Genomic DNA, 21,494 nt, shown 5'->3' with positions numbered 1-21,494 from the left:
ACCCACAAGAAACCGTCGATTCGTTATGACTGTGTCCACAGATCGGTCCAGGTGACCCCGAGCTCGCCGGCCAAACGGCGCAGCGTCGACAGCGACATACCGACCACGGTCGACGGGTCGCCGTCCACGCGCGTGATGAACGGTCCGCCCAGGCTGTCGACGGTGAACGAGCCCGCCACGTACAGCGGTTCGCCGCTGGCGATGTAGGCGTCGAGTTCAGCATCCGAGACATCGGCCGCGAAGGTGACCGCCGCCTCGGCGACCGCGGTCGCCTCGACCGGGGGGCGGTCGGGGTGCACACGGAACACCGAGTGGCCGGAGTGCAGGATGCCCGTGGCGCCGCGCATCTGCTGCCAGCGCTCGCGGGCGACCTCGGCGGTATACGGCTTGCCGTGCACCTGCCCGTCGATGGCGAACATCGAGTCGCCACCGATGACGATGCCGTCGAAGCGCGGGTGCTCGTCCGGCATCCGCGCGGCCACTTCGGCCGCTTTCGCCCTGGCGAGCAGCAGCACTAGCTCGTCCGGCGACAGCGGCGCGCCGCGCGCCGCCTCGGCGGACGCGGCGACGGCGTCCTCATCGACGTCCGGAGCGACGATGAGGGGTTCGATGCCCGCCTGCCGCAGCAGCATCAGTCGGGCCGGAGAGGTGGATGCCAGGCACACGCGCATGGTTACACGGTAGTCGGTGTGGGATCCTGGAACGATGACCTCGCAGGCTCCCGTTCTCGACCTCGACATCACCGGCATCGCTCACGGTGGGACGTTCATCGCCCGTCACGAGGGGCGTGTCGTCTTCGTGCCGGACGCCATTCCTGGCGAGCGGGTGCGTGCGCGCATCACGGATGCCACGAAGTCGAGCTTCTGGCGCGCCGAGACGCTCGAGGTGCTCGACGCGTCGCCGCACCGCCGCCCGCACGTGTGGGCCGAGGCGGACGTCTCGCGCGCCCCTCAGGACCGCGCCGGGGGCGCCGATCTCGGCCACATCGCCCTCGACGAGCAGCGCGTCCTCAAGCGCCAGGTATTGCAGGAGGCGCTCGACAAGTTCGCCGGAGCGGGCTTGGACGCCCCTGAAGTCGAGGCGGCGGATGCCGGCGACGGCACCGGCTGGCGCACGCGCGTTTCGCTGCACGTCGACGACGCCGGACGCATCGGCCCGTACGCCGCGCGCAGCCATCGGGTGATCGAGGTGGCCTCCCTGCCTCTGGCGCGCCCGGCGGTCGAGGCGGCTGCCTTCGCACTGCGTGACCACAAGCCGGGACGGGTCGATCTCGTCGAGCCCGAGGACGGCAGGGTCCGTGTCCTCCCGCGGCCGGAGGGCGCGCGCCGGGGCAAGAGCGAGACGATCGTCGAGCGCGTCGCGGGTCGCCGCTTCCGCGTCGACGCCGGCGGGTTCTGGCAGGTGCACCCCCGCGCCGGCGACACCCTGCATGACGCGGTCGGCGAGGCGCTCGCGGGCCGGGTGGACGCGGATGCCACCCACTTCGACCTGTACGGCGGTGTCGGTCTGTTCGCTGCGACGCTGGGTGAGCAGGGGGCGACCGACATCGTCACGGTCGAGTCCGACCGTCGTGCCACCGAGTACGCGGCTGAGAACCTCGCGGTGTTCGACGCTCAGGCTGTCACGGCTCGGGTCGACCGGTTCCTGGGCGGGCTGCCCGCCGGTACGCGCGCGGGCGCGGTGGTGCTCGATCCGCCGCGTGCGGGTGCCGGTCGTGCCGTCGTCGAGTCGATCCATGGGCTCGACCCCGAGGCGATCGTGTACGTCGCGTGCGACCCGGTCGCGCTCGCCCGCGACCTGGGCACCTTCCGTGAGCTCGGTTGGAACGTGCCGTCGCTGCGGGCATTCGATCTGTTCCCGCACTCGCACCACTTCGAGGCCGTCGCACTGCTGACCCGCTGAGGGCATGTGCGCGCCTGCGTCGGCACGTACGACCGGGCACGCACTGAGTAGGCTGGCGGGATGAGTACCGTCGCCCTCATCGACGACCACGAGTCGGTTCGTCTCGGCCTGGAAGCCGCGTGTCTGCGCGATGGCGAGCAGCAGGTGGTCTTCTCGGGCGGAACGGTCAAGGAGTACCTCGCCTGGCGCGGGGCATCCGAGTCCGGTCCCGTCGACGTTGTCGTGCTCGATCTGACGCTCGGTGATGGCACCACCGTCACCGAGAACGTCACGGCGCTCGTCGCCGACGGCGCGAGCGTCGTCATCCACAGCGTCGCCGACCGACCCGCTTCGGTGCGCGAAGCGCTGGTGGCCGGTGCCGTCGGCGTCGTGAGCAAATCCTCGGCGCTCGACGACGTGCTCGACGCGATTCGCACCGTGGCACGGGGTGAGGCGCTGAACAATGTCGAGTGGGCGAGTGCGGTCGACGGTGACCGCGAGTTCGCCGATGCGCAGCTGTCGACGCGCGAGCGCGAGGTGTTGCGGCTCTACGCGGCCGGTCTGCCGCTGAAGGCGGTTGCCGAGCGTCTGGGCGTGGCCTATTCCACCGCCAAGGAGAACATCACCCGCATCCGGGTCAAGTACGTCGAGGTCGGGCGTCCCGCACCCACCAAGGTCGACCTGCTGCGTCGCGCGATGGAGGACGGCATCGTCGCACCCGACGGGGTCCCGAGTGGGAGCTGACACCCGAAGCATCCGCGACGCCTGGCTCAGCGTCCCCTCGCCGGGCGAGGCCGGCGCCGGACTCGAGCGCTTCACCGGTCACCGGATGGAGCGCATCCTCGCGATCGTCGCTGCGATCGGTTCGTCTGCTCTCGGGCTGCAGGCATTGCTGGCCGCGACGACCACCATCAGCCGTGTCGACGCGCCGCGCGTCGCGCTGATGCTGCTGGTGTTCGGTCCGCTGCTGTGGATGATCGTGGCGTGCATCAGCGCCAAGACCGTCCGCGCCGCGTGCGGTACGTTCGCGGTCGCCTATGTCATCGGGCTGCTGCTGTGGCCGGTGATCGTCGATCGGGCGACCCGTGAGCCGTCCAGTCAGCCGTGGATCTTCTTCCTCGTGAACATCGCGGTCATCGCGGCGATGCTCGCCTTCCCGCCCCGGTTGCAGGTGTTGTGGGCGGCCGGCATGCCCTTCGTCTACGGATACGTCCGGCTGGTCGAGGGGGATTTCTCGCAGCAGTACTGGATCACCACCGCGTTCGATGTGTCGTTCACGTTGATCCTCGGGCTGGTCATCGTGTCGCTGGGATGGATGTTCCGCCAGGTGGCCGCTGGCGTCGACGAGGCGCGCGATAACGCCGTGGCGACGTATGCGCGTGCGGCGGCGGCCACAGCCGCGGAAGAGGAACGCGGGGCGATGTCGGCGCTGATGCACGACAGCGTGCTCGCTGCCCTGATCGCGGCTGAGCGGGCCAGCTCAGAGCGCGAGCGGGACCTGGCGGTCGTGATGGCGCGCGAGGCGCTGACACGCCTGGCCAACACTGAGGCGCTGCTTGCCCAGGAGGGCAACGACGAGCCTGTGCACCGCGCGCAGGTGGTCGCGGAACTGCGACGGACGCTGTCGGAGCAGGGCGTCGATGCCGTCGTGGAGGAACGCGGACCGTCTGTTCAGGTGCCCGGGCGGGTTGCGCGAGCCCTGGTGCTCGCTGCGCGCCAGGCGATCAGCAATGCGCTGATGCACGCCGGCGGGCGTGGCCTGCACGTGGTGGCTGAGACGACGACCGGGCACGGTCTGGTGCTTTCGGTCATCGACACGGGGCCGGGGTTCGACCCGGATGCGATCGGCGAGGATCGCCTCGGCATCCGCGCGTCGATCGTGGCGCGGATGGCCGCGGTCGCCGGAACATCCGAGATCCGGACGGATGCCGGCGGCACGATGGTCGTTCTGGGATGGGAGCCGGCATGAGGCGCACCGTCCGCAGTATCGTCACCGCGCTGGCGCTTGGTTTCGCGATCTACTTCGCGGCCCGCGCGATCTGGTGGACCGAGCAGCCGACCGCGCCGCTGTTCATGGTGGCGGCGATCGGACTGTACCTCGCGGCCACGCTGACGGCCGTGCTGGCGGGCGCCGGGCACAGCATTCGCCTGCCCGCAGGGCCCGGGTTCCTGGCATTGGGCACCAGCCTGGCCGTGCCCACCCTGGTGAGTCTGTCATTGCCGCCGGACGCGCGAGAGGCACCGTTCGCAACCTGGTACATCGGCGCGATCGGCCTGCTCGCGGTGATCTGCATCGTGCGACGCCGCATGGTGTGCGGCTGGGTGATGCTCGCGGCTCTCATCGTCTCGTCGTCGCTGTATCTCGGCATCGATCGGGCGTTCACGCTGGGTCTGGTGGGCTCGATCACGTGGGTGGTCGTGGCGCAGCTGCTGGTGCTGTTCTGGGGTCGGGCGGTGCGCGACACCGAGCGGCTCGCCGACATCCAACGCGCGGTGTCGGCGTGGAACGCGACCCAGGAGGTACGTCAGCGCGAGCGACGCGTGCGGGCGCAGTTGGCGCTGGCCGTCGCCGGCCCGGTGCTCTCGCGCACGGTCGCCGCACACGGTCACCTCAGCGAGCAGGAGCGGCTCGACGCACGGTTGGCCGAGGGCACACTGCGGGACGAACTGCGTGGTGCGGTGCTGCTGAACGACGCGGTGCGCGCCTCGATCGCGGATGCCCGACGCCGGGGCGCCATGGTGACCGTGTTCGACGAGGGGGGCATGGAGGGTGTGCCGGCCGACCGCGTCGGGCAGATCCGTGCCGAGCTCGCCGAGGTCGTCGCCGGGTCGCGGTCGAATCGGGTGATCATCCGCGCGGGGCGCGACGACCGGGTGGCGGTGACCGTCGTGGGGCGCGCCGCTGGCGGTGCGCACGACGACGACGCGGTCGATCTGTGGCACGAGATTCCCCGCGTCGCGGACTGATCTCGCGTCGAAGACGAACCGGCGCGTGCAGGTGGCACGGGCGTCGGGCTGAGAAGGGCGAGGGGCGGCGAAGCCGCCCGCCCCTCGCCAGCGCGGACCAGCTACCCGAAAACTGTCCGCAAGGGGGCGTACTGCGTCTGTCTACCCTGGGACAGAGCAGCCGCCTAACGCGAAGCGTTGATACTAGTTTCGCGCGTAGATCGGCGTCTGTCTGTAGGTATTTTGGGGGACAAATGCTGGCCATTTGTCCAGAAATCGACGTTTTCGGGCCGATTCGTCTCGCTCAGCCGCTGAAACGGCCCCACGGGATGTCTCGCCGCAGCGGTCGCCGCAGTGCACGCTGCGTACGCTGCCACGCCGAGACGTGCGGCACATCGGCCACGGCCTCTTCCGATTCGCGTACGTAGGCGTCGCTGACGACCGCGATCAGCGCGGCGAGCTCTTCCTCGGTGGGCTGGCCGCGCGTGATCTCGATACGCGGGGTCTGCTCGGGCTCGGTCACAGCGGGATGTTCCCGTGCTTCTTGGGCGGCAGCTCCGCGCGCTTGCCGCGCAGTGAGCGCAGCGCCTTGGCGATCGCCACACGCGTCGCGGCCGGCTCGATGATGCCGTCGATCTCGCCGCGCTCGGCGGCGAGGAAGGGGGAGGTCACGCTGTACGTGTACTCGTTCGCGAGCCGGGTGCGCACGGCCGCGACATCCTCACCGTTCTCTTCGGCCTTCTTGATCTCGTTGCGGTACAGAATGTTGACGGCGCCCTGCCCGCCCATGACCGCGATCTCGGCGGTCGGCCAGGCGAGGTTGACGTCGGCGCCGAGCTGCTTCGAACCCATCACGATGTAGGCGCCACCGTAGGCCTTGCGCAGAATCACGGTGACCAGCGGAACGGTCGCCTCGGCGTAGGCGTAGATCAGCTTCGCGCCGCGGCGGATGACACCGGTCCACTCCTGGTCGGTGCCGGGCAGGTAGCCGGGAACATCGACGAGCGTGACGATCGGGATCGAGAACGAGTCGCAGAAGCGCACGAAGCGGCTGGCCTTCTCGCCAGCCTCGATGTTCAGGGTGCCCGCCATCTGCGAGGGCTGGTTGGCGATGATGCCGACCGAGCGTCCCTCGACCCGGCCGAAGCCGATCACGATGTTCGGCGCGAACAGCGGCTGCACTTCGAGGAACTCGCCGCCGTCGACCACGTGCTCGATGACGGTGTGGATGTCGTACGGCTGGTTGGGCGAGTCGGGGATGATCGTGTTCAGGACGTGATCGGCGTCGGTGGTCTCGAACTCGAACGCCGAGTCGTACGACGGCACCTCGGCCATGTTGTTGTCGGGCAGATAGCTGAGCAGCGTGCGCGCGTAGTCGAGCGCGTCGTCCTCATCCTCGGCCAGGTAGTGGGCGACACCCGAACGGGTGTTGTGCGTGTGCGCACCGCCGAGCTCTTCCATGCCGACGTCCTCGCCGGTGACGGTCTTGATCACGTCGGGGCCGGTGACGAACATCTGGCTGGTCTTGTCGACCATGATGACGAAGTCGGTGAGGGCCGGGCCGTACACGGCGCCGCCGGCGGCCGGTCCCATGACGATCGAGATCTGCGGGATGACGCCCGACGAGCGGGTGTTGCAACGGAAGATCTCGCCGTACTTGCTGAGGGCGAGCACGCCCTCCTGGATGCGGGCGCCGCCCGAGTCGAGGATGCCGATGATCGGCATGCCGCCCTGCAGCGCGAACTCCATGATCTTGATGATCTTGTCGCCGGCGACCTCGCCGAGCGAGCCGCCGAAGGTCGTGAAGTCCTGGGAGTAGACGGCGACGGTGCGGCCGTGGATGGTCGCGACGCCGGTGACGACGGAGTCGCCGTAGGGGCGATTGCGGTCCATGCCGAACGAGGTGGTGCGGTGGCGCACGTACTCGTCGAACTCGACGAAGCTTCCGGTGTCGACGAGCAGCTCGATGCGCTCGCGTGCGGTCATCTTGCCCTTGGCGTGCTGCTTCTGCTGGGCGAGCTTCTCGGGCTCGACGACCGCCTCGGTGAAGCGGGAGCGAAGGTCCGCGATCTTCGCGGCCGTGGTCGAGAGGTCAGGCTTTTCCGTCACGGATTCCACACTAGCGCCGGGGCGCCGAGCGGCGTTGGATGCTCGGCACAACGCACACGCGATTCCTTTGGTTGATCTGCTCGGTGCGTGGGGGCGGAGATCTAGGCTGGACATCATGCCCACACCTGTGATTCTCGATGTCGACACCGGCGTCGATGACGCTCTCGCCCTGCTGTTCGCTGTTGCGCACCCCGAGATCGAGGTGCTCGGTGTCACCTGCGTCGCCGGGAATGCCGGGTTGGATGACGTCGTCGCGAACACCCTGCGCATCCTCGATCTCGCCGGTGCGGCCGACGTGCCGGTTGCGGCCGGTGCCGCTCGCCCGCTGATCGCCCCGGCGCGCGCGGCGGCCCACGTGCACGGCGACGACGGTCTCGGCGGCATCGCGCTGCCTCCCGCGTCGCGCGGTGCGGCTGACGAGTCGGCCGTCGCGATGATGCGACGGCTGATCATGCAGCATCCGGAGCCGGTGACGCTCGTCGCCCTCGCGCCGCAGACCAACCTCGCCCTGCTGCTGCGCACCCACCCCGAAGTCGCGGCACGCATCGAGCGGATCGTGTTCATGGGCGGCTCGGCGAGTGTCGGCAACGCGACGGCCGTGGCGGAGTTCAACGTATGGCACGACCCCGAGGCGGCCGCGATCGTGCTCGATGCCGGGGTGCCGACCACGATGTACGGCCTCGACGTGTTCGAACGCGTCTCCGTGCCGCTGGAACGCGCGAAGGCGTTGACGGCCGGCGCGCATCGTGTGGGACGGGCGGTCGGTGAGCTGTTGGGCAACCGGGTGGCCATGAGCGAGGACGAGTCGCTGCAGTACACCGGGCTGATCGGCGACGCCGGTGCGGTGTGCGCGATCGTCGCGCCCGAACTGGTGCTCTTCGAATCGCTCCCGGTGCGGGTCGAGTTGAGCGGCTACAGCCGGGGCCAGACGGTTGTCGACCGCCGTGCGTACACGGGGGAGGACAGCCTTCACGGCCTCGACGAGGTGTGGTCGCGTTCCGAGGTGGCGCTGGGTATCGACGCGGATGCTGTCGCCGACCTGTTTCTGAAGACGGTGCTGACGCTGCCGGAGTGAGGGTACGGATGTCTTGCGGTCTTCGAGGCTCGGTTAAAAACTCTCTCTGATCAGCCAGAATCCCCGCAGTCAATGTCGGTGGCCCCCTGTTGAATGGAGGCATGACCAACCCCGCCGCAGTTCTCGATCGAGTCGTCACCGACCTCGATCAGCTGCTCGGTGCGGATGCGCTCATGAGCCTCACCGATGCCGAGAGGCGCGTCGTTCTGAGTGCTGCCGGCGATGCTCTGCGGCGCGTCGAGGCGACCATCATCGAGACGGTCGCGACGGGCGATCCGGTTGACCTGCCGCACGGCGCGGGATGCCGCAACGTGAACGAACTGCTGCAGCGCACACTGCGGGTCGACTCGCGGGGCGCGGCGCGGTTCGTGAAAGCGGGCAAGGTCGTGCGCCGCGACGTCGACCTCACGTCGGGGGAGTCGCTGCTGGCGCGGTGGCCCGCTCTTCGACGGGTGATGCTCGACGGTGCCGTCGGAACCGATGGGCTGCTGGCCGCCACGGGGCCGATCGAGTCGGCCGGCGACCGGATCGGTGCCACCGACCGATGGAAGGCCGATGACGTGCTGGCGGGTGTTGCGCGCGGACACGTCGTTGCTGACGACGCGGATGCTGACGCTGACGCACGGTTCGCGACAGCACCCCCGGCTACACCTGACGATCTCAAGATGGTGGCGCATGCGATCGCGGCGCAGCTCGATCCTGATGGTGCCGAGCCGGCCGAACAGCGTGCGATGAACCGGCGGTTTCTCTCGATCGGGCGCATGCATGACGGTGTGTACCCGGTGCGCGGCAACCTGCTGCCCGAGACGTACGCGCAACTGCAGCTGTTGCTCGACGCACAGCTGAACCCGAAGACCGACGGGCCGCCGCCGCCCGAGGGTGTCACATTCCGGCCCTCCGAAGACGAGACCAGCACCGACGATGAGTTCAACAGTGACCCGAGGAGCGTGCTCGATGCGCGTACCCGCGGGCAGAAGCAGCACGACGCGCTCGCCGCGGCGCTGGGCATCGCGGCGCGGCACGCCGACATGCCGTCACTGGGTGGTGCGGCGCCGACGCTCGTCGTGCACCTCGAGTCCGCAGACAGCTCGTGGGCCAGTGTTCCGGGTGTCGACGGCCCGGTGAGCGCCGCGGTCGCCCGGCACACCGGTTGCACCGGTGCCATTCAGCGTGTGTTCACGGAGCAGGGCCGGATCGTCGGGATAACGGTGACCGACCGTATCTTCAACGTTCACCAGCGCCGGGCGATCACGCTTCGCGACAAGGAGTGCCTGATTCCCGGATGCCACGTGCCGGCCTCCTGGTGTGAGATCCACCACGTCACCGAACATTCCCGCGGTGGGCCGACCAGCACCGACAACGGTGTGCCGTTGTGCTGGTGGCACCACAGATCACTCGAGTTCTCCGGCTGGGAGATCCGCATGCACGACGGCCTACCCGAGATCCGCGGACCCGCCTGGTGGGATCCTTTGCATCACTGGCGCACCCCGCGCCTGTCGTTGCCCGACTTCGCGTTCACGTAGTCGCTCGTTCGCGTGCGCCCTGCAATGTCGTGTATGTCATCCACGCCGGTCTCCATCCGATCGAGCAGGCGATCGCTGAGAACGACCGGGCTGCTGAGCAAGCGCTGAAGTCCGGGGAAGCTCAGCAGCGTCTCGTCGCGCACCGGCCATCACACGACGAACCGCCACACGTACTCCAACCCGTCGGCTTGGCGGAACCAGGCGATCGTCACAACCGCCTCGTCGGGGGCCGACGCGCACAGGCACAGTTCGACCGTTTCGGTGGGAAGGACCTGACCCCACAGATCCACGACGCAACGGGCATCGACATCGTCGCGAAAGACGCGGACGAAATCGACGGGCTCCTGGCTGGCATTCATCACGACCGGGTGGGCGCGGTCGTCGCGGGTGACCACCCAGGGCACGCAGTACGCGGTCGGCGGCGGGGACTGACGGGGATCGATGGGATGCAGCATCCCGCCAAGCTAGGAACGCCCTCTGACGGTCAGAGCGCCTCAGAGCGACTCACGACGGATGCTGTGCAGAAGTCGTGCTCAAACCCCTTCTGGGGATGCTGAATCAACAGCATCCGAATCGGCAGCATCCGACCCGGGGGCGAGTCCTTCCCTCCGTCGGCGCAGCTTCGCTCCGACCTCGCGGCTCGCCGCGCCGAGCCCGCGCCCTGCCGCGCCCACTCCGCGACCGGCGGCCCCGAAGCCGCGACCCACGCTGCCTGCGACCCCGACAACGCCACCGCCGAGGGAACGCGCGCCCGACAGCATCCGTCGCTCCAGTCGCTCGCTGCCGGGCGTCGGCTCCAACTCGGGTGGCAAGAAGACGGGCGCCGCGCCGAAGGCGCGACGCGACGTGACCAGCACCCGTCGTCCGAGGATGTTGTTGCCGGCACCGCCGATGACCGCGCCGATGCCGAACGGCAGCGCCTTGCCGATGAACGACGCCCCGCCCCGGCCCGCGAACTGCCGGATGAACGCCGACTTCAAACGATCCACAAGCGGACCGACGGCGGCGCGTGGCAGTGACTTCGTCACCAGCTCGCCCCAGTACGACGAACGCGTGCCGCCCCGGCCCGTCGCCTGCTGCGCCAGCTGCGAGACGAGGTCGACGCCCTCCTTGCCGAGCATCAGGGTCATCACCAGCGCCCGAGCGCGGTCGGGGTTCTCGATCGCGATGCCGTGCACCTCCGCGACAGACTGCGCGAAGAGTGCCGTTGACTCCATGAACCCGATGGTCTCCACGCCCGACAGCGCCAGCGTCACCCCGGTGCCGATGCCCGGAACGACAGCGGTCGCACCGACGGCCGCGCCGCCGGTGGTCACCGCGGCGAGGTAGCGGATCTCGAGCATGCGCACGATCTCGTCCGGCATCGCGCGCGGATTGCGCAGGCGGATGCTGCGGATGTGCGCCACGACCAACGGGCGCTGCACCGACATCACCCGATCGATCCCGCGCACGGTGAGCGGGTGCTCGTCGGACCCGACCGGAGGCACGCGCGCATCCCACGGGGCGTCATCCGGCAGCGAGTGGATCTTGTGGACCTGCATGACCCGAGCCTATGCATCGCATCCGCGAGAACGCCGAAAGCCGCCTCCCGACAGGAAGACGGCTTTCGAGAGGGAGGCGCTCAGACGAAGAGGTTGGCGCGCTCCAGGTCTTCAGCGAAGTCGACCTCGACGGCGTACAGGTCCGAGACGTCCATCGGCTCGAGCAGCAGGCCATCCTCGGCGATCGCCAGCTCGAGACCACGCTCGAAGTAGTCCTGATCCTCGACACGCTGCAACTGGCGCATGAACGCCTTCTTGTCGCGCGACGAGATGTAGTTGATGCCCACGGCCTCGCCGAGGCCGCCCTTGACGGTCTTGGACAGCTCGTTGATGAAGCCCTCGGCGGTGACGGTGTACTTGACCTCTTCGTCGCTGACCTTCGAGGTGTTCACGGTCACGAACGACTGGTCGCGCTCGATGAACTCGATCGCCCGGCCCAGGATGCGCGGGTCGAAGACGACATCGCCGTTCATCCACAGCACGCCGCTCTTGCCGGTCACGCTCAGCGCGCGCAGCAGACTCTTGGAGGTGTTGGTCACGTCGTAGCGCTCGTTGTGCACGTACTTCGCCGACGGGAACGCCTCGATGATCGTCTCGGCGCGGTAGCCGACGACGGTGGTGATGCGGGCGTCGCCGCCGAAGGCCGCGCGGATGTTGTCGTGCTGCTGGCGCATGATGGTGCGGCCGTCGCTGAGCTCGGTCAGCGGCTTGGGCAGCGCGCGGCCGAGCCGCGAGCCCATGCCCGCAGCCAGGATGACGGTCTGAAGAGTCACGTTTTCTCCTAATAGGAACTGTGTTCACTGTCGATTCATCGACGCGACACCTCTTCGTGCCTCCGTAATGCTACTGATCACACCTGGGAGGCCGAAGGCTTCAGGGGCGCTGTTGCTGTTTCGTGACCTGTTCCACACGAGTCTGTCAGGAACCGTGAGCCGCGTCGAGGGGCTCTGCGGCACCAAAACACGTCGTCACCGGGTCGGCGGCTCTGTCAGGGCGGATTGGTACCTTAGTAGGCGTGACAGCATCCGGGGAGACGCACGAAGACCGCACCGAGGGGGTGCCGACCGCGAGCGCGGGCGCTGACACCGCCGCCACGCCGAGGCCGAAGCGGGGTGCCGCGGCGGCGAAGAAGACACCGGATGCCACCGACTCGGCTTCCGACACGAACGTGTCGTCGAAGGTCGAGGACAAGCCTGCCGTCAAGAAGGCAGCGCCGAGGAAGACGGCCGCGAAGAAGACCGCAACAGGTTCGACGGCGTCGAAGACGACCGTCTCGCGCAGCACGGCGACCAAGACGGCGACACCGTCGAAGACGGCCACAGCGTCGAAGGCGGCCGCAACCGCCAAGCCGGGCACGGCGTCGAAGGCCGGCGCCACGTCGAAAGCCGGTGCCACGTCGAAGACCGGTACGACGTCGAAGACCGGTACGACGTCCAAGAGCAGCACGGCGTCCAAGACCGCGGCGGCGAAGAAGGCCGCAGCGACCAGTGCGGCGGCGAAGTCCGCCGCGGCGAAGAAGACCGCCGCAGAGACGGCGGAGAAGACGACGGCGGTGAAGGCGGCCGCTGCTCGGACCGCGTCGACGAAGGCCGCGACCAAGGCGACCGCCGCCAAGACCACAGCTGCCAGGACGACTGCGGCCAAGACGGCCGCCGCGAAGTCTTCCGCGTCGACGACGGGCGCCAAGGCGAAGACATCCGCGGCGAAGAAGCCCGCGACGAAGACCGTGAGCACAGCGTCGAAGACGAGCGCGGCGTCTCAGCGACCTTCGGCCAAGGCGTCGACAGCCAAGAAGAACGCGACGCCCACGACCGAAAACGCCACGCCGGCTCTCATCGCCGATCTGACGGTGCCACCGGCAGCTGAGGTCACGACCGACACGCGGATCGACCTGGAGGCGTCGCCGTCGGCGCGTCGCCTTGTCGCTGCTGAGCACAGTGCACCCGAGCGGTCCGAGGCCCGGCCGCCGCGGGGCGCCGTCGCGGCCGCCGCCGCGCCCATCGTCGCCGAAGTGTCGGCTCCTGTGCCGACTGAACAGCACGAGACCCCGGCGTCCGAGGAGTCCCCGGCGTCCGAAGACGCACCGGCGTCCGAAGAAGCCGCGGTAGCCGAAGAAGCCGCGGTGGCCGAAGAGGCCGCGGCAGTAGAAGAAGCCCCGGTCGCCGTTGAGGCCCCGGTCACCGACGCGCCGTCGAGTGACGACGACGCGCCTCTCGCCGAGGAAGCCGAGGACCACGCGCATCCGACATCGGACGGTCAGGCGGCGCACGACGCGAGCGCTACGGCGGTCGTCGACTCCGGCGCCGTCGATGCCTCCGATGATGCCGATCGCCCCGAGGCGGTACACATCCGCGGACTCGTGAAGCGGTTCGGCGATACAACGGCTGTCGACGGTATCGACCTCACCGTTCCCGCCGGATCGTTCTACGGTCTCGTCGGACCGAACGGCGCCGGCAAGACGACCACGCTCTCGATCATCTCCGGGCTGTTGCGGCCCGACGCCGGCACGGTGCACATCAGCGGTATCGATCAGCGTGCCGAGCCGTTGGCCGCGAAGCGGGTGATGGGCGTGCTGCCGGATCGGCTGCGCGCGTTCGACCGGCTCACCGGTCGCCAGCTGCTGTTCTACTACGGTCAGCTCCGGGGCCTCAAGCGCGCGGTGATCGAGAGCCGCACAGCCGACCTCGCGCGTGCGTTCGACCTGACCGAGGCGCTCAGCCGTGTCGTGTCCGACTACTCGGCCGGCATGACCAAGAAGCTCATGCTGGCAGGGGCGCTGATCCACTCGCCGCGGGTGCTGGTGCTCGATGAGCCGTTCGAGGCCGTCGACCCGGTCTCATCCGGCGTCATCCTCGACATCCTGCGCGCCTACGTGTCGCATGGCGGAACGGTCATCCTCTCCAGCCACGGCATGGATCTGGTCGAGCGCGTCTGCTCGCGCGTCGCCGTGATCGTCGGTGGCGAGGTGCTTGCCGAGGGCACCATCGACGAGGTGCGCGCCGGGCGCACGCTCACTGAGCGGTTCGTCGAGCTCTCCGGTTCCAGCGGCGAAGTGGAGGGACTGGAGTGGTTGCACACGTTCTCCGGCTGAGGCTCGCCCTGCTGGTCGGCGCGGCGCACGGAGAGCACGGAGTGCGCCGTGTGCTCGCACTGCTGGCATCCGCCGCGATCACGGTCGCGGTGTGCATCGCGATCCTCAGCATGGGCAGCGCACCGCTGCCCACCGCGCAAGCGGTGCTCGTGCTGGGGGCCGCAGCGACGTTCATCTCGTTCGTGCTCGCACCGATGCTCACCGGCACCCCCGATCAGCTCGATCCGCGACGCTTCGCCCCGTTCGCCGTCGACCAACGGCAACTGCCCTGGATCCTCGCGCTGAGTGCACTCGTCAGCGTCCCCAGCTTCGCGTTGATCGCCGCGACGACGTGCGTCGTGATCGTCGCCGTCTCGGCCGGCGCCCCCGCGCTGCTGGCGATCCTCGCCGGGATCGTCGGTGTCATCTCGATCGCCCTCGCCGCACGCATCGGCATGGCGATCAGTGCGATCCTGCTGCCCGAGCGACGCTCGCGCGAACTCACCGTGCTGATCACGATCCCGGTGCTGGTGGTCGCGTTCCCCGTCGCCGCGTACTTCGCCTCGATCCGCTGGGACGGCGAGGTTCCCGCCGCCGTCGACACCGCCACGACCATCGTCAGCTTCTCACCTCTCGCCGCGCCCTATGCGCTGCCGTTCCACGCGGCCGCCGGCGATAGCGCCGCGGCCTGGGGGAGCGGACTGGTCGCGTTGGCATCCCTCGCCGGTCTGCTCGGTCTGTGGGCCTTCCTCGTGCGCCGCCTGCTGACCGTCACCGAGCGTCCCTACGCCACACGAGAGCGGTCGGGCCTGGGTTGGTTCGGTCTGCTGCCGGCGAACGCGTTCGGCGCGGTCGCCGCGCGCAGCCTCGTCTACTGGCTGCGTGACCGGCGTTATATCGTCAACGTGCTCGTCGTGCCGATCGCCGGCGTGCTCACGGTCTTCCCCCTGATCGTCGCCGGCGTGCCGGTGTGGATCGCCGCACTGGTGCCGGTGCCGCTGATGGCGCTGTTCTTCGGCTGGCTGCCGCACAATGACGTCGCGTACGACTCGACAGCTCTGTGGGTGCACGTCGCCAGCGGCGTACGCGGACTGCCCGACCGTCTCGGGCGGCTGGTGCCGGTGCTGATGGTGTCGATCCCGGTGCTGGCGATCGCGATCTCGGTGACACTCGCGTTCATCGCCCAGTGGAGCCTGCTGCTGCCCTTCATCGGTGTGACGGCCGCCCTGCTGTTGAGCGCGTTGGGCATGTCGAGCATCGCCTCGGTCGTGTTCCCCTACGCCGTCTCGCGCCCCGGCGACAGCCCGTTCCAGCAGCCGCAGCGCTCGTCATCGCACGGGTCGTTCGGCGCGGCCGGAACCTTCCTCGGCGCACTGGCCTTCAGCGCACCGACGATCTGGCTGTTCGCGCTCACGATCGCCGAGGGCGACCAGCACGCCCCGGCGGCGTTCTGGGTGGGCATCCTGACCGGCGTGCTGGTGCTGTTCGGTGGAGCGGCCATCGGCGGCGCCATCTTCGAACGCAGCGGCGAGCGGCTGATGGAGTTCGTAGAGACGACCTGATCGGTTGTGCAACCGCCGCGCCGTGAGCAGCCCGCGGCGGCTAGAATCGCGGCATGAGTACTCCGCTGGACAGCCCCGATCAGGGTGGCGTGGCAACACTTGATCGCGAACTCGAAGAACTCCTCCGCGAGGAGAACGTCGAGCCCGGCGACCATGAGCGCTTCTCGCACTACGTGAAGAAGGACAAGATCCTCGAATCGGCCATCACCGGCAAGCCGGTGCGCGCCCTGTGCGGTAAGAAGTGGACCCCGGGGCGCGACCCCGAGAAGTTCCCGATCTGCCCGACCTGCAAAGAGATCTACGAGTCGATGGTCAGCTGAGCCGAGCGCTCAGTCCGCGTCGACGAACACGGTCGGGATCGCCGGATCGGACTTGCTGAGCGCGAGCGCCCGCACCGGCAGCTCCTCGCGCACCCGCAGGTGATGTTCGCGAGCCGCTGCCGTACCCGCGGCGCCCTCGTGCGCCGAGTCGATCTGGCCGCCGTCCACGAGCACGACCTGCAGGGCACGGGCATCCGGGTGCTCAGCGGCACTGTCGACCTGCTCGAACCCGTCGGCCACCGAGATCGTCTCGGAAACGGCCACGCCGTTCTGCAGCGCACGGAACGCCGACTTGCGCCCGCCCTTGGACCCCTTGTCGGCCGAAGCCTTCGCGACCGAGACCCACGCCCCGCTCGGGTCCTGACGCGCGACGAGCTTGTAGACCATCCCCGCGGTCGGATACCCGGATCCGGTGACCACTGAGGTGCCGACGCCGTAGAAGTCCACCGGTGACGCCGCGAGAGCGGCGATGGCGTATTCGTCGAGATCGCTGGTGACGGTGATCGCCGTCTCGGTCGCGCCCAGTTCGTCCAATTGAGTGCGCACCGCGGCGGCCACCAGCGGCAGGTCGCCCGAGTCGAGGCGTACGCCGCCCAGCCCGGTTCCGGCGACGCGGATCGCCGTCTCGACGCCGGTGCGGATGTCGTAGGTGTCGATGAGCAGCGTGGTCTCCACGCCCAGGCTCTCGACCTGCGAGCGGAACGCGGCCTCTTCGGAGTCGTGTAGCAGCGTCCACGAATGAGCGGCGGTGCCCATCGTCGGGATGCCCCAGCGGCGGCCCGCCTCGAGGTTGCTCGTGGCCGCGAAGCCGGCGATGTAGGCGGCCCGTGCTGCGGCGACGGCCGACTGCTCGGCGGCCCGACGGGAACCCATCTCGGCCAGTGGGCGCTCGCCCGCGGCGATGCTCATGCGTGAGGCGGCCGTCGCGACCGCCGAGTCGTGGTTCAGCACGCTCAGCGCGAGCGTTTCAAGCACCACGGCGTCGGCGAAACTGCCCTCGACGGTGAGGATCGGCGAACCGGGGAAGTACAGCTCACCGTCGCGGTATCCGCGGATCGTGCCGGTGAAGCGGTAATCCTCCAGGTAGCGCAGGGCGGCAGCATCCACCACATCGTTGTCACGCAGGTACCGCAGCTCGTCCTCACCGAAGTGGAAATCGCGCAGCAGCGTGAGCAGCCGGCCCACGCCGGCGACGACGCCGAAACGGCGTCCGCCCGACAGGCGGCGCGAGAACAGCTCGAAGACGCTGGGGCGTTGCGCCGTTCCGTCGCGCAGCGACGCGGCGAGCATGGTCAGTTCGTACCGGTCGGTGAGGAACGCGGAGCTCATCGGCCCAGTGTATCGAGGGCGCGCATCGGCAATACTGATCAGCGGGCTCCGACCCTCCGACGGCGACCGCCGCCGGGCACCCGCCGACCGGAGAACACTCACATGTCAGATCGTGAACAGCTGCGCGCCACCCTGGGAACACTCGCCACCGAGGGCGTCGACCCCGCCTTCGCCGAGCTCGATGTGCTCGCGACCGGCGACCAGGTGGCCCTGATGGCCGAGCAGGGCATCGTCGCGGCCCAGGCCGTCGCCGCCGAGCGTGAGAGCATCGCCCATGCCGTGGATGGCATCGTCGAGCGACTGCGAAGCGGCGGGCGCCTGGTCTACATCGGCGCCGGCACGGCCGGACGCATGGGGGTGCTGGATGCCAGCGAGATCCCGCCCACGTTCGGCACCGATCCATCGCTGGTGACGGGACTGATCGCCGGTGGCGAGCATGCGCTGCGCAACGCCGTCGAGAACGCCGAAGATGACCGGGATGCCGGCGCGCTCGCGGTGGCCGAGCTCGGCCCCGACGACGCGCTCGTCGGGATCTCGGCCTCGGGGCGCACCCCCTATGTCGCTGCGGCCCTGCAGACCGCGCGCGAGCGGGGTGCCTTCACCGTGAGCCTGGCGTGCAACCGTGACGCAGAGATCTCGCAAGGCGTCGACGTCGCCATCGAGGTCGTCGTGGGCCCCGAGGTCGTCGCAGGCTCCACCCGGCTCAAGGCCGGTACGGCGCAGAAGCTCGTGCTGAACACGCTCTCGACGTTGGCGATGGTGCAGTCGGGCAAGGTCTACGGAAACCTCATGGTCGATGTGCAGTCGAGCAACGAGAAGCTGCGCGTCCGCGCCGAGCGCACCGTCATGCACGCCACGGCGTGCTCGCCCGAGCAGGCGGCATCGGCACTCAGCGACGCGGGGGGATCGGTGAAGCTCGCCATCGCGATCGTCGAGACCGGAGCGGATGCTGCCACGGCCCGCGCCGCGCTCGACGCGGCCGGGGGCAATCTGCGCCAGGCGCTGGCCGCGACGCGGGCGGGTGGACGGCCCGACTAGGCTGGATGATCATGAACGACGCGCCCATCGGCATCTTCGACTCCGGAGTCGGCGGGCTCACGGTCGCCAGGGCCATCCGCGCTCAGCTGCCGCGCGAATCGATCGTCTACATCGGTGACACCGCGCATTCGCCGTACGGCCCCAAGCCGATCGCCGATGTGCGCCGGTACAGCCTCGAGGTGCTCGACACGCTCGTCGATCAGGGCGTCAAGATGCTCGTGATCGCGTGCAACACCGCATCGGCGGCCGTGCTGCGCGACGCCCGTGAGCGCTATGACGTGCCCGTCGTCGAAGTCATCGGTCCTGCCGTGCGCCGAGCCGTCTCGACCACGCGCAACGGACGCGTCGGCGTGATCGGCACGATCGGCACGATCGGCTCGCGCGCCTACCAGGACATGCTCGAGGTCAATGAGCGGCTCGAGGTCTTCACCGCCGCCTGCCCGCGATTCGTCGAGTTCGTCGAGGCCGGCATCACCGGGTCGCCCGAGGTGCTCGCCACAGCCGAGGACTACCTGGCACCGCTGCGGCAGGCCGACGTCGACACGCTCGTGCTCGGATGCACGCACTACCCGTTTCTGCGCGGTGCCATCAGCTACGTGATGGGTGACGGCGTCTCGCTCGTCTCCAGCGATGATGAGACCGCCGCCGACGTCTACCGCCAGCTCGTGCGCGGCGACCTGCTGGCGTCGCCCGACGCCGTGCCCACCTACACCTACGAGGCGACCGGTCAATCGGCCGATGACTTCGCCACGCTCGCCAACCGGCTGATGGGCCGTGAGGTACGCGATGTGCAGCTGGTGCAGACCGGCGTCATCGTGCTGCCCGAGCTCGCCGGCCCCGACGGCACCGATTTCCCAGATGCCGCCCGGCACTGAACCCTTTCGAGAGGACACCATGACCGACATCGTCCGCGCAGACGGCCGCAGCACCGATCAGCTCCGTGAGATCACCATCGAACGCGGCTGGGCGGCGCACGCCGAGGGATCCGCGCTGATCAGCTTCGGGGGCACGAAGGTGCTGTGCACCGCCTCGTTCACCAACGGCGTGCCCCGGTGGTTGACGGGCAAGGGCAAGGGCTGGGTCACGGCCGAGTACGCGATGCTGCCGCGCGCCACCAACTCGCGCAACGACCGCGAGAGCGTCAAGGGACGCATCGGCGGACGCACGCACGAAATCTCTCGGCTGATCGGGCGCGCGCTGCGCGCCGTGGTCGACACCAAGGCTCTGGGTGAGAACACCATCGTCATCGACTGCGACGTGCTGCAGGCAGACGGTGGCACCCGTACGGCGGCCATCACCGGTGCGTACGTGGCACTGGCGGATGCGATCGAATGGGGCCGCGAGAAGAAGTTCATCGGCAAAAACGCCACGCCGCTGCTGGATTCGGTCGCGGCTGTCTCTGTGGGCATCATCGACGGCGAGCCGATGCTCGATCTGGCATATGTCGAGGACGTGCGCGCAGAGACCGACATGAACGTCGTCGTCACCGGCCGCGGGCTGTTCGTCGAGGTGCAGGGCACCGCCGAGGGCGCGCCGTTCGACAAGCGCGAGCTCGATGCCCTCACCGAACTCGGGATGAACGGCTGCGCCGAGCTCAAGCAGCACCAGCTGACCGCACTGGCGGCCGAGTGATGCGGGTCGTTCTCGCTACCCACAACCCGCACAAGATCGCCGAGCTGCAGCAGATCGTCGCTCTCGCCCGGCCCGATCTCGAGGTCGTCGGCTACGACGGGCCCGAGCCGGTCGAGGACGGCGTGACGTTCGCCGAGAACGCTCTGATCAAGGCGCGCGCCGCGGCGGCGCACACGGGTTTTGCCGCTGTCGCCGACGACTCGGGCATCTGTGTGGACGTGCTCGGCGGGTCACCCGGGGTCTTCTCGGCCTACTGGGCGGGGCAGAAGAAGGATGCCGTCGCGAACCTCGACCTGCTGCTGGACCAGCTGCGAGACATCGCCGATCCGCACCGCGCGGCGCAGTTCCGCTCGACGATCGCGCTCGTGACCGCCGACGGCGCCGAGCACGTGGTCGAGGGCATCTGGGCGGGCAGACTCGCGCACGCTGCGGCGGGGGAGGGCGGCTTCGGCTACGACCCGATCTTCATCCCGGCCGGTCAGGATCCGGCATCCGAGCGCACGGTCGCGGAGTTCTCAGCCGACGAGAAGCAGGCACAGTCGCACCGTGCGCGGGCGTTCGCCGCGCTGGTGCCGCTGCTGGAGAACCTCTAGCCGAGCTCGCCGGTGCCGGTGCCGGTGCCGGTGCCGGTGCCGTTCGCCTCGCTGATCCGGCGGCGGCGCAGCCGCAGCAGTCGCGCGACGATGAACCAGATCATCAGCAGGGCGATCACGACGAGTACGGCTTTCGACAGCACGCCGCTCCATCGTTCGAGCACGGGGTCGATGGCGGGTCCGAACGCGAAGCCGAGGCCGATCCAGATGCCGTTCCAGATCGCCGAGCCCAGGAACGTGTACGTGGTGAACTTCCACAGCGGCATCCGCTCGATGCCCGCGGGGATCGAGACGAACGAGCGCACCAGCGGTACGCACCGCCCGACGAACACGGCGACGCCGCCCCAGCGCTGGAAGAAAACCTCGGCCTTGTCGAAGTCGTCAGTGTCCATCAGCGGGATACGGCCGACCAGCCGGCGCGTGCGGTCGCGTCCGAGCGCGGCGCCCAGCGCGTACCAGATCCATGCGCCGACGAGCGCGCCGGCGGTGGCGGCGATCCACGCACCCCAGAAGCTCATCAGCCCCGCGTAGGCGAGAAAACCGGCCCCGGGCAGGATCGCCTCGGAGGGCACCGGTGGAACGAACGTCTCGATCAGCACGGCGACGCCGACGCCGACCTCACCGAGCGACTGCATCAGCGAGAGCACCCAGCCGATGAAGCCCTCGTACTGGGCATCGGCGGCGCTGCGCGCCACAAGCGCACTCGTGATCATCTGCGTCGTCCTCTCGTCTCGCGACGCAGGTGCGTCCCTCCCATCGTGCCATGCGCGGGCGGGCACGACCTGAACACGCACTGCGCGACGGAGCTCGCGATGCCGATGAGAATCGTTACCGTTCCCGACTGCGCGAAACCGGCATCCGCAGGCATTCGCCCG

At 69.1% G+C, this 21,494-nt stretch carries 22 protein-coding genes; 13 read left to right on the top strand and 9 right to left on the bottom strand.

The window, feature by feature from the left end; genetic code table 11:
- Window positions 1-23: 23 nt before the first annotated feature.
- Window positions 24-671, bottom strand: a complete 648-nt coding sequence (locus PTQ19_RS10625; protein WP_274367309.1) for a Maf family protein — start codon at window positions 669-671, stop codon at window positions 24-26.
- A gap of 34 nt (window positions 672-705) precedes the next feature.
- Between PTQ19_RS10625 and PTQ19_RS10620 the strand changes: the two genes are divergently transcribed.
- From PTQ19_RS10620 to PTQ19_RS10605, 4 genes are read left to right on the top strand one after another with little or no spacing between them, the layout of a single operon-like run.
- Complete coding sequence (locus PTQ19_RS10620; protein ID WP_274367308.1) at window positions 706-1,902, top strand: class I SAM-dependent RNA methyltransferase; 1,197 nt, start codon at window positions 706-708, stop codon at window positions 1,900-1,902.
- 60 nt (window positions 1,903-1,962) lie between these two features.
- On the top strand, window positions 1,963-2,625 hold the full coding sequence (locus PTQ19_RS10615) for a response regulator transcription factor (protein ID WP_179410366.1): 663 nt from the start codon (window positions 1,963-1,965) through the stop codon (window positions 2,623-2,625).
- Window positions 2,615-3,850: a sensor histidine kinase gene (locus tag PTQ19_RS10610; protein WP_274367307.1), complete on the top strand. Its 1,236-nt coding sequence runs from the start codon at window positions 2,615-2,617 to the stop codon at window positions 3,848-3,850. The genes PTQ19_RS10615 and PTQ19_RS10610 overlap by 11 nt, the downstream gene beginning before the upstream one ends.
- Entirely contained in the window at window positions 3,847-4,848 is a 1,002-nt protein-coding gene (locus PTQ19_RS10605) for a hypothetical protein (protein WP_179410368.1), read from the top strand. The genes PTQ19_RS10610 and PTQ19_RS10605 overlap by 4 nt, the downstream gene beginning before the upstream one ends.
- A gap of 283 nt (window positions 4,849-5,131) precedes the next feature.
- Here the strand turns inward: PTQ19_RS10605 and PTQ19_RS10600 are convergent, their stop codons facing one another.
- Together PTQ19_RS10600 and PTQ19_RS10595 are read right to left on the bottom strand one after the other, a co-directional pair.
- Entirely contained in the window at window positions 5,132-5,350 is a 219-nt protein-coding gene (locus PTQ19_RS10600) for an acyl-CoA carboxylase subunit epsilon (RefSeq protein WP_179410369.1), read from the bottom strand.
- On the bottom strand, window positions 5,347-6,936 hold the full coding sequence (locus PTQ19_RS10595) for an acyl-CoA carboxylase subunit beta (RefSeq protein ID WP_425313096.1): 1,590 nt from the start codon (window positions 6,934-6,936) through the stop codon (window positions 5,347-5,349). The genes PTQ19_RS10600 and PTQ19_RS10595 overlap by 4 nt, the downstream gene beginning before the upstream one ends.
- Window positions 6,937-7,051: 115 nt before the next feature.
- On the opposite strand from PTQ19_RS10595, the gene PTQ19_RS10590 reads away from it, so the two are divergent.
- Both PTQ19_RS10590 and PTQ19_RS10585 read left to right on the top strand, forming a co-directional pair.
- Complete coding sequence (locus tag PTQ19_RS10590) at window positions 7,052-8,011, top strand: nucleoside hydrolase (RefSeq protein WP_274367305.1); 960 nt, start codon at window positions 7,052-7,054, stop codon at window positions 8,009-8,011.
- 101 nt (window positions 8,012-8,112) lie between these two features.
- Entirely contained in the window at window positions 8,113-9,534 is a 1,422-nt protein-coding gene (locus tag PTQ19_RS10585) for an HNH endonuclease signature motif containing protein (RefSeq protein ID WP_274367304.1), read from the top strand.
- Between the two features lie 149 nt (window positions 9,535-9,683).
- Here PTQ19_RS10585 and PTQ19_RS10580 read toward each other — a convergent pair whose 3' ends face one another.
- The 4 genes from PTQ19_RS10580 to PTQ19_RS10565 form a co-directional block, all read right to left on the bottom strand.
- On the bottom strand, window positions 9,684-9,989 hold the full coding sequence (locus PTQ19_RS10580; protein WP_274367303.1) for a hypothetical protein: 306 nt from the start codon (window positions 9,987-9,989) through the stop codon (window positions 9,684-9,686).
- A gap of 78 nt (window positions 9,990-10,067) precedes the next feature.
- A complete protein-coding gene (locus tag PTQ19_RS10575) occupies window positions 10,068-11,075 on the bottom strand; it encodes a hypothetical protein (protein WP_274367302.1) in 1,008 nt (335 codons plus the stop codon).
- Between the two features lie 80 nt (window positions 11,076-11,155).
- Entirely contained in the window at window positions 11,156-11,848 is a 693-nt protein-coding gene (locus tag PTQ19_RS10570; RefSeq protein ID WP_206551739.1) for an NTP transferase domain-containing protein, read from the bottom strand.
- 145 nt (window positions 11,849-11,993) lie between these two features.
- A complete protein-coding gene (locus PTQ19_RS10565; RefSeq protein WP_274367301.1) occupies window positions 11,994-12,809 on the bottom strand; it encodes a hypothetical protein in 816 nt (271 codons plus the stop codon).
- Between PTQ19_RS10565 and PTQ19_RS10560 the strand changes: the two genes are divergently transcribed.
- From PTQ19_RS10560 to PTQ19_RS10550, 3 genes are read left to right on the top strand one after another with little or no spacing between them, the layout of a single operon-like run.
- Window positions 12,802-14,166, top strand: a complete 1,365-nt coding sequence (locus PTQ19_RS10560) for an ABC transporter ATP-binding protein (protein WP_425313095.1) — start codon at window positions 12,802-12,804, stop codon at window positions 14,164-14,166. The genes PTQ19_RS10565 and PTQ19_RS10560 overlap by 8 nt on opposite strands.
- Entirely contained in the window at window positions 14,142-15,707 is a 1,566-nt protein-coding gene (locus PTQ19_RS10555) for a hypothetical protein (RefSeq protein WP_274367300.1), read from the top strand. The genes PTQ19_RS10560 and PTQ19_RS10555 overlap by 25 nt, the downstream gene beginning before the upstream one ends.
- A gap of 53 nt (window positions 15,708-15,760) precedes the next feature.
- A complete protein-coding gene (locus PTQ19_RS10550) occupies window positions 15,761-16,027 on the top strand; it encodes a DUF3039 domain-containing protein (protein WP_274367299.1) in 267 nt (88 codons plus the stop codon).
- A gap of 9 nt (window positions 16,028-16,036) precedes the next feature.
- Here the strand turns inward: PTQ19_RS10550 and PTQ19_RS10545 are convergent, their stop codons facing one another.
- Window positions 16,037-17,356, bottom strand: coding sequence for a nicotinate phosphoribosyltransferase (locus tag PTQ19_RS10545; protein WP_274367298.1), 1,320 nt, complete (start codon window positions 17,354-17,356; stop codon window positions 16,037-16,039).
- 102 nt (window positions 17,357-17,458) lie between these two features.
- Here PTQ19_RS10545 and murQ point away from each other — a divergent pair, with 102 nt between their 5' ends.
- From murQ to rdgB, 4 genes are read left to right on the top strand one after another with little or no spacing between them, the layout of a single operon-like run.
- A complete protein-coding gene (murQ, locus tag PTQ19_RS10540) occupies window positions 17,459-18,394 on the top strand; it encodes an N-acetylmuramic acid 6-phosphate etherase (protein WP_274367297.1) in 936 nt (311 codons plus the stop codon).
- Window positions 18,395-18,405: 11 nt separating this feature from the next.
- On the top strand, window positions 18,406-19,269 hold the full coding sequence (gene murI, locus PTQ19_RS10535; protein ID WP_274367296.1) for a glutamate racemase: 864 nt from the start codon (window positions 18,406-18,408) through the stop codon (window positions 19,267-19,269).
- A gap of 19 nt (window positions 19,270-19,288) precedes the next feature.
- Complete coding sequence (gene rph / locus PTQ19_RS10530; protein WP_179410381.1) at window positions 19,289-20,026, top strand: ribonuclease PH; 738 nt, start codon at window positions 19,289-19,291, stop codon at window positions 20,024-20,026.
- Window positions 20,026-20,619: an RdgB/HAM1 family non-canonical purine NTP pyrophosphatase gene (gene rdgB / locus PTQ19_RS10525; RefSeq protein WP_274367295.1), complete on the top strand. Its 594-nt coding sequence runs from the start codon at window positions 20,026-20,028 to the stop codon at window positions 20,617-20,619. Before rph ends, rdgB begins: the two co-directional genes overlap by 1 nt.
- On the opposite strand, the gene PTQ19_RS10520 is transcribed toward rdgB, so the two are convergent.
- Window positions 20,616-21,332, bottom strand: a complete 717-nt coding sequence (locus PTQ19_RS10520; protein WP_274367294.1) for a DedA family protein — start codon at window positions 21,330-21,332, stop codon at window positions 20,616-20,618. The two genes, rdgB and PTQ19_RS10520, sit on opposite strands and share 4 nt — an antisense overlap.
- Window positions 21,333-21,494 lie beyond the last annotated feature (162 nt).

The organism is Microbacterium esteraromaticum, assembly GCF_028747645.1.
GTDB classification, from domain to species: Bacteria; Actinomycetota; Actinomycetes; order Actinomycetales; family Microbacteriaceae; genus Microbacterium; species Microbacterium esteraromaticum_C.
Note: the sequence above shows the minus strand (reverse complement) of the source record. Positions and strands in the feature narration are given on the sequence as shown.